A 12626-nucleotide genomic window follows, 5' to 3' on the forward strand; every position below is an offset into this window, starting at 1 on the left:
GTCGTTCACTTGGCCGCCTCCATCGTCGTGGCCTCGATCGACTGCCGCAGTTCGCTGCGGAGTTCGGGGGTCATGACGTGTCCGGCCCGGCCCACGAAGAGCGCCATGTGGTACGCGACGACGCTCATGTCGCAGTCCGGGGCGCCGTGCACACCGAGCAGCGAGCCGTCGCTGATCGACATGACGAACAGGCCGCCGTCCTCCATCGCGACCATCGTCTGCTTGACGCCGCCGCCGTCCATCAGCCTGGCGGCGCCGATGGCGAGGCTGCCGATGCCGGACACGATGGTGGCCAGGTCCGCCGCCGAGCCCTTGGGGCTCGCGCGCTTCTCCGTGCTGCGACGCGCCTCGGCGTTTCTCCCGGGGTCGGAGGAGAGCAGCAGCAGGCCGTCGGAGGAGACCACCGCGACCGACAGGAGCCCCGGCACCTCCTCGACGAGGTTCGTCAGCAGCCAGTGCAGATTGCGGGCTTCACTGCTCAGTCCGAAGGTACTGGGCGCGATCAACTGCTTGCCTCCTCGACTGTGTCCCCCTTGGTTTCTACGGCATGTGCGGCGGGCTGCTGCAGCCCCGACGTCTGTTCGGCGATCTCCGCTTCGACGTCACGGCGGCCGTGGTTCGCGCCCCGGTGGAAGCCGCCGAGCCTGCGGCGCAGGGCCTCGGCGTCCACGGACGCGTTGCGCGGCCTCGCCGCCGGGGCGGGCGCGGAGATCCTGGGGGTCCGCTTGGGCAGCCCCTTGTCGGTGACCGGCTCGTCCGGTTCCTGCGGTGCGTGCGATTCCTGCGGTTCGTTCCCTGTCTGCGGTTCGTACGCCGGCCGCGGCTGGTGCGGCTCGTCGGGGACGCGCTCGTGGGCGTCCGGGCCGATGGCGTACGGGTCGGTGCTCGTCTGGGCGGGGAGCCTGACGGGCGGGGTGGCGACCCCCGGTTCGCGGGCCTCGGGTTCGCGGGCACCGGGCTCGGAGAGGTCCTCGGCCGGGGGTACCGGTGCCATGAGCACCATGGTCGTCTCGGGGCCGGTGGCTACGGGCTCGGAGGGCTGCTCCTCCTCGGTGCCACCCTGCGGGCTCGCGTCCTCGTGGGCTTCGTCGCCGGTGTCCCGCAGGGACTCCTCCGCCGCCGCGATCAGCGGGTCGCGGTCCGAACGGGCGTACAGGACGTTGGAGTTGACCTCGGCGTCCGCTCCCGGGAGGGAGAGCGCGGGGGCGCCGCCCGGCGTGCGGGCGGTGGTCGCGGAGGGCACGGCGACGGCGGGCGCGGCGGCGAGCAGGGACTTGGGCAGGACGACGACGGCCGTGATGCCCCCCTGCTTCTGCTCGCGCAACTGCACCCGCACGCCGTGCCGGTGGGCGAGCCGGGCCACCACGTACAGGCCGAGCCCGAGGCCCTCGCCGCTCTCCTGGTCGTACGCGTCCTCGGGGTCGAAGTCCGCGAGGCGGGCGTTGAGCTGGGTGAGCCGGTCGCCGGTCATGCCGATGCCCTCGTCCTGGACGGAGAGCATGACCTCGCCGCTCTCCAGGAGCCAGCCGGAGACCTCGACGGGCATGTCGGGCGGCGAGAACGACGAGGCGTTCTCCAGGAGTTCGGCCACCAGGTGGCTGATGTCGTCGGCGGCGAATCCGGCGAGGTGCGCGTGCGGCGGCAGCGCGGCGATCCGTACCCGCTCGTACCGCTCGATCTCGCTGACCGCGGCGCGTACGACGTCGACGAGCGGGACCGGGCCGGGGTGCTGGTGGCCGTGGTCGGCGCCCGCGAGGACCAGCAGGTTCTCGCTGTGGCGGCGCATGACGGTGGCGAAGTGGTCGAGCCGGAAGAGGGTGGCGAGGCGGTCGGGGTCCTGCTCGCGCTCCTCCAGGCCCTCGATGACGCCGAGTTGGCGCTCGACGAGGCCGAGGGTGCGCAGGGCGAGGTTGACGAAGGTGCCGTGGATGCTGCTGCGGACCTGCTCCAAGTGGGCGACCGCGTCGGCGAGTTCGGAGCGGAGCCGGTCGCGCTCGTCGGCCATCTTCTGGCGCTTGCCGATGAGGTGCTTGCGGTCGTCCTCCAGGGTCGCCAGCCGCTCGTGGGCCGCGAGGGCGTGCGCGTGGAGTGTGTTGACGGAGCGTACGACCTGGGCGAACTCGTCGTTGCGGCCGGTGAACCTGACCGGTTCCTCGGTGGCCGGGTCGGCGGCGAGCCGGGCCGAGCCGCGGCGCAGTACGGCGAGCGGGCGGGTGAGCGAGCGGGCCATTCCCGTGGCGACGCCGACGGCGAGCAGCATCAGGGCGCCGAGGATCGCGATCCGGATCTCCAGCGCGGTGACGTCGTCGTCCCTCAACTGGGCGAGTTCCTTGGCCCGTTGGGTGTTGAGGGAGGCCTCGACACCGCGCATCTGCTCGACGCGGGCGGAGAGCGCGGCGTCCAGCTTCTTGGTGTCGGTGCCGAGTTGGGAGTCGGAGAGGGTGGGCCGGGTCGCCAGGCTGGCGAGGTACTTGTCGGCGGTGTTGACCTCGGCGCCGGTCACCGTGGAGTCGTACGAGGCGCGGTCGGCCTTCGGCGCGGTCTCGCGGAAGCCGGTGATCGCCGCCTGCTCACGGACGTTGGACTGCATGGCGGCTGCCGTGAGCGCGTTGCGCTGCTTGGTGTCCGCGGCCGTCGACGTGGTGCTCGTCGTGGGCAGGCCCGTGATCGGGTCGGTGTCGGTCTGTGTGGAGGTGGGGACGTTCAGCGCCGCGAGGAGGAGGCCGCGGGTCGCGGCGGCCTGCTGGACCGCGGTGTCGAGGTCGGCGAGGGCGTGCGCGCCGGCGCCCGCGCGGGGCGGGAGCTGCTCGGCCAGTTCCTCGGCGAGGCCGTGGAGTTCGGTGAGGGCGGCGGAGTACGCCTGATGCGCTTCGAGAGCGGTGTTCTTCCCGGTGAGCGCCGCCCGGCGCACGGTGGCGATGCCGTCGAGCGTCTCGCGGAACGCCGCGGGGGCGTCGGCCTCGACGGCTGCCGCGCGGAGTTCTTCGACCTGCCGGTCGACACGGGCACTGCGGCGCTCGGAGGGGCCCTTGCCGTCGGGGCGGCCGGCCGCGATGTAGGAGGTGACCTCGTCGCGCTCGTCGGAGAGCGAGTGGGCGAGGGCCAGCGCGTCCTGGGTGCGTCCGGCGAGCGTCACCAGGTTCTGCGAGTCGTTCAGCTCGCTCGACGCGGCGATCACGGACGGGGTACCGGCTCCGGCGATCGCGGCGGCCACGACGGCGACGGCGATGATCAGCCGACTGCGTACGTGTGCCGGGCGACCGCGGCCTGCGGGGTCCGGGATGTTCTGTGCGGTAGGCGAGTTCGGCGTGTGCCCGGAGGCTTCACCCGAGGCCGACTGCCTGCCTTTGCGCCGAGGCCGCATTTTCTGCACCGGTGCTCGCATTCTTGACTCGTGTCCCCATGGGCCCGGGTGACTGTCCGTCAACTCGCGTGTCGTCCCGGTACGGCTCCCGACCCTCCCAGTGCCGGTGGGCAGTGGTCGCGCATCGCCTGACCCGCCACACGAAGGAGTGAACATCCCCGAGGAGCGGACCGGCAAGTTCCCGTGGCGCGTGCGACACCCTTGCGCGGCGGGCCGGTTGGACGTCCACAGCGACCGATGGCAAGATGCGCCACCACGCTTCAACGGAGTCGGTGATTCCACCCCAAAACAGGCGCCTGACCTGCCCGTCAGGGGCGATTCGAGCACGGTTGCCAGCCTTTGGCGAAGCTTGTGAAGGCCTCGTGCAGACTGGCCGAATGCGCTCGGAACTGATCTCGGTCCCCGGTGACCCTGCCCGCCCCGACGAGGACTACGCGTCACTCGGACTTCCCGCCTCCGGACAGGGCGGTTCGCTCGTCGTCCTGGACGGTGTGACGCCGCCGTCCACCGACTACGCCTGTCTGCATTCCGTCCCTTGGTTCACGGCACGCCTGGGCGGATCCCTGCACGAACTGTCCGTTTCACGGCGAGATCTGACACTGGTTGAGGTGCTCGCGCAAGCCATCCTGCGTACCGCCGACGCCCATCGGGCCACCTGTGACCTTTCTCACCCACGCACCCCACAGGCAACCGTCGTCCTGGCCCGCTGGTCCCCGGAATCCGTCGAGTACCTCGTCCTCTCGGACTCGGCCCTTCTCGTGGAATCCCCCGCGGGCGAGGTCACCCCGCTCCTCGACGACCGCCTCTCCCGAGTCCCCCGCGCCACCCTGACCTCCCACACCGCCACGGACGCCACCCTCCGCAACAAGGAGGGCGGCTTCTTCACGGCGGCGGCGGACCCCTCCGTCGCGTCACGAGCGGTGACGGGCGCCCTCCCCCGCTCCGAAGTCCGCGCCCTGGCCGCCCTCACGGACGGCGCGACCCGCTGGACGGACAAGTTCCACGAGGGCGACTGGCCGGACCTGTTCGCCCTGATCCGCAAGGGGGGCGGCCAGTCCCTGATCGACCGCGTACGAGCCCTGGAACTGGCGGACACGGAACGCGTGTTCCTACGCCGCTCGAAACGCCACGACGACGCGACGGTGGCGTACGTGGAGTTGTGAGTGAGGGGGACGCCCCGTCACGGGCGCGGGGAACCGCGCGTTTCTTAGGGGCGCGGGGAACCGCGCGTCTTCTAGGGGCGCGGGGAACTGCGCGCTCAGCCACAACCAACCGGCAGCCGACGAACAACCCCCGGGAGGGACCCCATTCAGCCCTCAACACCCCGGTTCAGCCGATGCAACAACCGCGCCAGCTCAGCCACTTCCTTCCGATCCCAGCTGGCAAGCTCCCGCACATACCGCGCCCGCCGAGCATCCCGCACGGCACGAAACCGCACCCGCCCCTCCTCCGTGAGATGAACGAGCCAGGCCCGCCCGTCCGCGGGATCCGGCTCTCGGGCGACGACGCCCATCTCCTCCAGCGCCCGCAGCTGCCGCGACATCGTGGCCTTGCCGACACCGATGTAGGCGGCAAGCTCCGTCGCCCGCTGCCGACCGAGTTCCTCCAGCCGCACGAGCAGACCGTACGCGGAGGACTCCAGGTCGGGATGGACCTCACGGACCATCTCACCGGAGGAGGCGCGGGCGCGCCGCAGCAGAACGGTCAGCTCACGTTCCAGGGCAAGGAACTCCTGGTCCACCCCGCCCTGGTCCACACCACTCGCCGGGGCGCCGGATTCCGTCCGGTGCCCCTCGCCGTTTCCGCCCTCGTGCACGTCAGCACCCATGACCCGGTTTCCCGATCCTGAAAGTTTCCGCCAAAGACCGCCATTGCCGCAGCTGAGCCAGTATTTCGCAGGAATAGACCAACGGCAGCCTCCGGCCCCTCTTTCCGCCCGGTCGCAGCGGCGCGTAGCTTCGCTTGTGGGCACTCTGTGGCATGCCCACGCCACTACCCACATCGAGCACTCTTCGAGCACGTTCCGGCACCTTCAATCACGTACCGGCACCTTCGCGCACGTTCCCGCACCCTCGACCACGTCGAGCCCTCGGAGGCATGCAATGCCCGTGCACAGATCCCGATCACTGCTCGCAGCCCTCTTCTCCCTGGCCTCTCTCCTCCTCGCCTTCACCCTCCCGCTCCCGGCCCAGGCGGCCGACGTCCCGCCCCGGGGCTCCGCCCACATGGGGATGGGCGTCATCCCGCACGACGGCCAGGGCGGCCTGCCGACCCCCGGTGACGCCACGCAGACCGAGGGCGTGGACGTCAGCAGCCACCAGGGCAACGTCGCCTGGTCGACCCTGTGGACCAGCGGGGTCAAGTGGGCCTACGTCAAGGCCACCGAGGGGACGTACTACACGAACCCCTACTTCGCCCAGCAGTACAACGGCTCGTACAACGTCGGCATGATCCGCGGCGCGTACCACTTCGCGACCCCCGACACGACGGGCGGTGCCGCCCAGGCCAACTACTTCGTCGACCACGGCGGCGGCTGGTCCAAGGACGGCAGGACCCTGCCGGGGGCTCTCGACATCGAGTGGAACCCGTACGGCGCGGCCTGTTTCGGCAAGACGCAGAGCGCGATGGTCACCTGGATCCGCGACTTCCTGAACCAGTACAAGGCCCGCACCGGCCGCGACGCCGTCATCTACACGGCCACCAGCTGGTGGACCCAGTGCACCGGCAACTACGCCGGCTTCGCCTCCGCCAATCCGCTCTGGATCGCCCGCTACGCCTCGGCGGTGGGCACACTCCCGGCCGGCTGGAGCTACTACACGATGTGGCAGTACACGTCCTCGGGCCCGACGGTCGGCGACCACAACAGGTTCAACGGCGCCCTGGACAGGGTGGTGGCCCTGGCCAACGGCTGACCCACGCGTACCTACGCGGAAGGCCCGAGCCCCTCAGGAAGAGGGACCCGGGCCTTGCGTTACCGGTGGACGTCCGTCACGCCGCCACCGGAACCTCCGTCGCCGCGCCGTTCGTCGCCGGGGCGAGCGCCAGTTCCAGGACCTGGCGGACGTCCGTTACCGCGTGGACGTCGAGCTTCTCCAGGACCTCGGCCGGGACGTCGTCCAGGTCGGCCTCGTTGCGCTTCGGGATGATCACGGTCGTGACCCCGGCCCGGTGCGCGGCGAGCAGCTTCTGCTTCACTCCGCCGATCGGGAGCACCCGGCCGGTGAGCGAGACCTCACCCGTCATGGCCACGTCCGTACGGACCAGGCGGCCGGACAGGAGCGAGGCGAGGGCCGTCGTCATGGTGACGCCGGCGCTCGGGCCGTCCTTCGGGACCGCGCCGGCCGGGAAGTGGATGTGCGCACCCCGGTCCTTCAGATCACCCACCGGCAGTTCGAGCTCGGCTCCGTGGCTCCTCAGGAAGGAGAGCGCGATCTGCGCCGACTCCTTCATGACGTCACCGAGCTGACCGGTGAGGGTCAGACCCGACGCGCCCGTCTCCGGGTCGGCAAGCGACGCCTCCACGAAGAGGACGTCTCCGCCCGCGCCCGTGACCGCGAGGCCCGTCGCCACGCCCGGCACCGCGGTGCGGCGCTCGGCCGGGTCCTGGGCGGACTCGGGCACGTGGTGCGGCCGTCCGATCAGCGCGCGCAGATCGTCGGCGCCGACCGTGAACGGCAGTTCCCGCTCGCCGAGTTCGTGCTGCGCCGCGACCTTGCGGAGCAGCCGTGCGACGGACCGCTCCAGGGTGCGGACGCCCGCCTCCCGTGTGTACTCGCCGGCCAGCTTGCGCAACGCGCTCTCGTCCAGGGTGACTTCGGCCTTCTCCAGACCGGCCCGCTCCAGCTGACGCGGCAGCAGGTGGTCCCGGGCGATGACGACCTTCTCGTCCTCGGTGTAGCCGTCCAGCCGCACCAGCTCCATACGGTCGAGCAGGGCCTCCGGGATGGCTTCGAGCACGTTGGCCGTGGCGAGGAACACCACGTCGCTCAGGTCGAGTTCGACCTCCAGGTAGTGGTCCCGGAAGGTGTGGTTCTGCGCCGGGTCCAGGACTTCGAGCAGCGCCGCGGCCGGGTCGCCGCGGAAGTCTGAGCCCACCTTGTCGATCTCGTCAAGCAGGACCACCGGGTTCATGGACCCGGCCTCCTTGATGGCCCGCACGACCCGGCCGGGCAGCGCGCCGACGTACGTACGCCGGTGTCCGCGGATCTCCGCCTCGTCCCGTACGCCGCCCAGGGCGACCCGGACGAACTTGCGGCCCATGGCGTGCGCGACGGACTCGCCGAGGCTGGTCTTGCCGACGCCGGGAGGCCCGACGAGCGCGAGCACGGCGCCACCGCGGCGGCCGCCCACGACACCCAGACCCCGGTCGTTGCGCCGCTTGCGCACGGCCAGGTACTCGGTGATCCGCTCCTTCACGTCGTCCAGGCCGGCGTGCTCGGCGTCCAGGATCGCCTTGGCACCCTGGATGTCGTACTCGTCCTCGGTGCGCTCGTTCCAGGGGAGCTCCAGGACGGTGTCCAGCCAGGTGCGGATCCAGGAGCCCTCGGGCGACTGGTCGCTGGAGCGCTCCAGCTTCTCGACCTCCTTGAGCGCGGCCTCGCGGACCTTCTCGGGGAGGTCGGCGGCCTCGACGCGGGTCCGGTAGTCGTCGGACTCCTCGCCCTCCGCCTCGCCGTTCAGCTCGCGCAGCTCCTTGCGGACGGCCTCCAGCTGGCGCCGCAGCAGGAACTCGCGCTGCTGCTTGTCCACGCCTTCCTGTACGTCCTTGGCGATGGACTCGGCGACATCCTGCTCGGCGAGGTGCTCGCGCAGCTGCTCGGTGGCGAGCTTCAGCCGGGCCACCGGGTCGGCGGTCTCCAGGAGCTCGACCTTCTGGGCGGTCGTGAGGAACGGCGAGTAGCCGGAGTTGTCGGCGAGCGCGGACACGTCGTCAATGGCCTGGACGCGGTCCACGACCTGCCAGGCGGCACGCTTCTTCAGCCAGTTGGTGGCCAGCGCCTTGTACTCCTTGACCAGCTCGGTCACGGCGCCGGGCAGCGGGTCGGGCACGGTCTCCTCGACCTGGACGCCCTCCACCCACAGAGCGGCTCCGGGGCCGGTCGTGCCGGCGCCCACGCGCACCCGGCCGCGACCGCGGATCAGGGCGCCGGGGTCGCCGTCGGCGAGGCGGCCGACCTGCTCGACCGTGCCGAGCACGCCCGTGTTCGCGTACGTCCCGTCGATCCGCGGAACAAGCAGCACCCTCGGCTTGCTTCCTCCACTGGAGCGCGCGGCGGCCTGTGCGGCCTCCACCGCGGCGCGTACGTCGGCGTCGTTGAGGTCCAGGGGCACCACCATGCCGGGCAGCACGACCTCGTCGTCGAGCGGCAGCACGGGCAGAGTGAGCGGTTCGGACGTCAAAGTCATGATCTCCCCTTCGGCATTCAAGTTGAGCTATGCCGACTCAATGCATGTGAGCCTCCGATTGTTCCCCAGACGCTGTTCGCTGTGAGCGATCGCGTCGCCGAATGCCGGTGAACGTCTCGCCCGGCCGGTGCGTCACAGGTGCAGCGTTCGGATTCCTTGTCCGTTCCAGTCGTCTGCCTCGGGGGCATCATGTGGACCGCTCGACTGCGTAGGTTGCTCGTCGTCACAGGCCTGTTCGTCACAGCGGCCGTCGGAGTCTCCGGATGCGGGGACAAGTACGCCGACGGCGGCTCACAGCACGACCCGGCCCGTACCGCGGAACGCGCGCGTCAGGTCTCCGACGCCTGGGAGGGCTCGGAGGCCGCGCGAGTGTGGCGTGAGGGCTACTTCCCGCTGGGGGACCCGGTCCGGCTGCCCGAGGGGGCGTTCCACAACGACGCCGACAAGCAGGCGTACGAGCGTCAGAACTTCGAGGTCCGCGGTTCCCTGCCCGGCGCCCCGTCGAAGAAGGGTGAGGTCCGCTGGCGGAGCGGCGGCTCGCTGGCGGTTCCGGTCGTCTCCGCGCGGGATGCGTACGAGAAGGTCGGCGGGGCTTCCAGTCCCGGGCCCCGGCTCGTCGTGACCGGTGCGCGGCTCGGGGAGATGACGATCCACACCAGCCGGGGGTCGGCGACGGTGCCCGCCTGGCATTTCACGATCAAGGGCTACGACACGCCGCTCAAGCGCGTCGCGGTCGTCCCCTCGAAGCTTCCCAGGCCCCCGGTCAAGCCCGTCCGGGACCTGACGTCCGACCTGTGGGAGCTCGCCGGACTGGACTCGGTGTCGCGGGACGGCCGGACCGTCGTCCTGCGCGCCCACCACGGGTCCTGTGACGACGGCCCCGGCGTCGCCGTGCTGGAGAGCAAGGACAACGTGGTGTTCTCCGCCTGGTTCCGCAACCCCTCCGACGGTCCCTGCACAGCGGACCTGCGCGCGAAGAAGGTGACCGTGAAACTGGACCGGCCGGTCGGCGAACGCATGCTCCTCGACGCGTTCACGGGCAGGCCCGTGCCGTACGAGGGGTCTCCGTGGACCCGGTCATCGTCCTGGAGCTGACCCGTCGCAGCAGCGGCCAGGTGGCCACCCCTATGGCCAGGGCCATCAGGTGTCCCCAGTTCGTCATCGGATCCGTGAAGGCGATCAGGTCGCCGACGACCATCCAGCCGAACACCGCGAGCACGGTCCGGCGCAGCCAGGGCGTCAGCAGCCCGGCCAGCGCGCCGACGCTCGCGGCGACGCCGAAGCTGATGCCGTAGTCGTAGCGGTGGAGCGAGCTCTCGGGCAGATGCCCGGCGAGGACGGAGAGGCCGACGGGTATCTCGGTGGCCAGCGTCGCCAGGCCGTGGCCCAGCAGGAAGACGCCCGCCGTACGCCACCCGCCGATCCGCCGCTCCAAGGCGGTGAGCACCAGCAGAAAGGCGATCACGTACACCGAGGTGAGGCCGCCCGCGATCCACAGCGCGCTGGCCACCAGCACGCGCACCGGCGACTGCGCCAGATGCGCCACATCGGTACTGGACGCCTGGAGCACCCGGTCCATCAGGTCCGGATCCGCGTACTCGGCGACGAGAGAGGTCACCGCGAGGACGACCGCGTACCCGAAGGTGAAGGGGGTTCCGGTGGGCGTGGGCAGCAGCCGCCAGGGCCGCACGCGGCGAGGGGGCGCCGTCAGGGGCCGGGCACTCCCGGCACCGGCGGACGCGCTCCCGGCGACAGCGACGTGCGCGCTCTCGACGGCGAGAGGCCGCTGCCGCGGAATGCCGTCGAGCCCCGCGGCGGGAGCGGCGTACGGATCGACGGCGCGAACGGCGTCCGGACCGGCGGTGGAGGCGAAGGGGGCGGACGCTGCGGAGGGGGCGGAGGGGGCAGCGGGGTTCGTCGTCTCCGCGCCGCTCGTCTCAGGCCTTTTCACCGTGGGGGCTCCTTCCGTCACCCCCACCCTCAGCTTCGCACGGCCGGGCTGTCTGTGACGGGCGCCACGGAAGGGCCGATTCACAGCCGTCTCTGATGGTCGGGCGCGGCCCCGGCGCAACTCGGATGCCCGGCGCAATTCAGCTGCTCGTGTCGGGGGAAGTTGCCAGGATGGCCGCATGAGCAGCTCGCACGACACCTCTTACGACGCTTCCCATGGCGCTTCCTACGGCGCCCCTGAAGTCATCGACCGTCGCGAGGGGCCGCACGGCGAGGTCGTGCTCCGCCGTCACGGCGGGCTGCTGCAGATCATCGCCAACGGCTGTTTTCTCATGGACACCTCCGACGGACGCTCGGAGAGACGGCTGGTCGAGGCCGCGCTCGGCGTGCTGGACGGACGGCCGGGGCCCGACGTCCTGATCGGCGGCCTGGGCGTCGGCTTCTCGCTCGCACACGCGGCCGCCGAGCCGCGCTGGGGCCGGATCGCCGTCGTCGAACGGGAGCGGGCCATCATCGACTGGCACCGGGCCGGGCCGCTCGCCGGGCTTTCGTCGCCGGCGCTCACGGATCCGCGCACGGAGATCATCGAGGCGGATCTCGTCGCATACGTCAATGAGACGTCCGACACGTACGACGCGCTGTGCCTCGACATCGACAACGGACCCGAGTGGACCGTCACGGAGGGCAACGAAAACCTCTATTCGGCGGCCGGACTCGCGGCGTGCGCAAGGGTGTTGAGGCCCGGCGGGGTACTGGCCGTGTGGTCCGCCCAGCCCTCGTCTGATTTCGCAAGAACCTTGGGGAATGCCGGGTTCCGACAGGTGCGTACCGAAGAGATCCCGGTTGCCCGGGGCGTTCCGGACGTCGTGCATCTCGCGATCGGGCCTGGATAGCCGAGCGGCGGTCACTGCCCGTACTCTGCTGACCTGACGCCGATCATTCAAGCGTCAAGCGCAGTCATGGAACCACCCCACTGGTTCCGGAAAGCACACTCAGGGGCGGGCGATGGAGCAGACACACACCTCCCAGAACGGCGCGGCGGCCACGCCGGGCGCTCAGCGCCGGGTACTGGTGATCGAGGACGATCCGACGATCGTGGACGCCATCGCCGCCCGTCTGCGTGCCGAGGGATTCCTCGTGCAAACGGCGGGTGACGGGCCGGCCGCCGTCGACACGGCCGAGGCATGGCAGCCGGACCTGCTGATCCTGGACATCATGCTGCCCGGCTTCGACGGCCTGGAGGTCTGCCGGCGGGTGCAGGCGGCCCGTCCCGTGCCGGTGCTGATGCTCACCGCGCGCGACGACGAGACGGACATGCTGGTCGGGCTCGGCGTGGGCGCCGACGACTACATGACGAAGCCGTTCTCGATGCGCGAGCTGGCCGCTCGCGTGCACGTTCTGCTACGACGCGTGGAGCGCGCCGCGCTGGCCGCGTCGACACCGCGCTCGGGCATTCTGCGGCTCGGCGAGCTGGAGATCGACCACGCGCAGCGCCGGGTCCGGGTGCGCTCCGAGGACGTGCATCTCACGCCCACGGAGTTCGACCTGCTGGTCTGCCTGGCGAACACGCCGCGCGCGGTGCTCTCGCGCGAGCAGCTGCTGGCCGAGGTGTGGGACTGGGCCGACGCGTCCGGCACCCGCACTGTGGACAGCCACATCAAGGCGCTGCGCCGGAAGATCGGCGCCGAGCGCATCCGTACGGTTCATGGCGTGGGCTACGCGCTGGAGACCCCGACACCCTAGAGTCGGGCACCCTGGTTGAGGGGGCGGAAGTGATGAGCAGTATCGGTGCGTGGCGCAGGAGCGTGCTGGCGGGTGCGGGTTCCCGTTCGCCGTTCGGCAGGCGACCGGGCCCGGGCAGGCGCTCGGGTACGGGTTCCCACACCGGCTCGGACTCGGGGCCGCA

General features: G+C 71.1%; 10 protein-coding genes. 5 read left to right on the plus strand and 5 right to left on the minus strand.

The genetic code is table 11. The features are described from left to right. Positions 1-5: 5 nt before the first annotated feature. Positions 6-506 (minus strand): roadblock/LC7 domain-containing protein, encoded by a 501-nt coding sequence (locus ACFWXQ_RS33290; protein WP_383949332.1) that lies wholly within the window; start codon positions 504-506, stop codon positions 6-8. Beyond that, entirely contained in the window at positions 503-3385 is a 2883-nt protein-coding gene (locus tag ACFWXQ_RS33295; protein WP_383949329.1) for a nitrate- and nitrite sensing domain-containing protein, read from the minus strand. Before ACFWXQ_RS33295 ends, ACFWXQ_RS33290 begins: the two co-directional genes overlap by 4 nt. A 356-nt stretch (positions 3386-3741) precedes the next feature. On the opposite strand from ACFWXQ_RS33295, the gene ACFWXQ_RS33300 reads away from it, so the two are divergent. Then, positions 3742-4527 (plus strand): protein phosphatase 2C domain-containing protein, encoded by a 786-nt coding sequence (locus tag ACFWXQ_RS33300; protein ID WP_383949326.1) that lies wholly within the window; start codon positions 3742-3744, stop codon positions 4525-4527. Positions 4528-4673: 146 nt separating this feature from the next. On the opposite strand, the gene ACFWXQ_RS33305 is transcribed toward ACFWXQ_RS33300, so the two are convergent. Beyond that, complete coding sequence (locus tag ACFWXQ_RS33305) at positions 4674-5180, minus strand: MarR family winged helix-turn-helix transcriptional regulator (protein WP_383949366.1); 507 nt, start codon at positions 5178-5180, stop codon at positions 4674-4676. 286 nt (positions 5181-5466) lie between these two features. Between ACFWXQ_RS33305 and ACFWXQ_RS33310 the strand changes: the two genes are divergently transcribed. Further along, on the plus strand, positions 5467-6276 hold the full coding sequence (locus ACFWXQ_RS33310) for a lysozyme (RefSeq protein ID WP_383949323.1): 810 nt from the start codon (positions 5467-5469) through the stop codon (positions 6274-6276). A 76-nt stretch (positions 6277-6352) separates the two neighbouring features. On the opposite strand, the gene lon is transcribed toward ACFWXQ_RS33310, so the two are convergent. Next, complete coding sequence (lon, locus tag ACFWXQ_RS33315; RefSeq protein WP_383949320.1) at positions 6353-8770, minus strand: endopeptidase La; 2418 nt, start codon at positions 8768-8770, stop codon at positions 6353-6355. Positions 8771-8983: 213 nt separating this feature from the next. On the opposite strand from lon, the gene ACFWXQ_RS33320 reads away from it, so the two are divergent. Beyond that, positions 8984-9865, plus strand: coding sequence for a hypothetical protein (locus tag ACFWXQ_RS33320; RefSeq protein WP_383949317.1), 882 nt, complete (start codon positions 8984-8986; stop codon positions 9863-9865). On the opposite strand, the gene ACFWXQ_RS33325 is transcribed toward ACFWXQ_RS33320, so the two are convergent. Then, the gene (locus ACFWXQ_RS33325) at positions 9804-10721 is read right to left on the minus strand and encodes a rhomboid-like protein (RefSeq protein WP_383949315.1); all 918 of its coding nucleotides are present in this window, start codon (positions 10719-10721) and stop codon (positions 9804-9806) included. The two genes, ACFWXQ_RS33320 and ACFWXQ_RS33325, sit on opposite strands and share 62 nt — an antisense overlap. A gap of 178 nt (positions 10722-10899) precedes the next feature. Between ACFWXQ_RS33325 and ACFWXQ_RS33330 the strand changes: the two genes are divergently transcribed. Beyond that, positions 10900-11613 carry a spermidine synthase gene (locus ACFWXQ_RS33330; protein ID WP_383949312.1) on the plus strand — a complete coding sequence of 238 codons (714 nt, stop codon included), beginning with the start codon at positions 10900-10902 and terminating at the stop codon, positions 11611-11613. A gap of 112 nt (positions 11614-11725) precedes the next feature. Next, entirely contained in the window at positions 11726-12463 is a 738-nt protein-coding gene (locus ACFWXQ_RS33335) for a response regulator transcription factor (protein ID WP_383949309.1), read from the plus strand. Positions 12464-12626 lie beyond the last annotated feature (163 nt).

The organism is Streptomyces sp. NPDC058697, from assembly GCF_042715345.1.
Lineage (GTDB): Bacteria > Actinomycetota > Actinomycetes > Streptomycetales > Streptomycetaceae > Streptomyces > Streptomyces liliifuscus.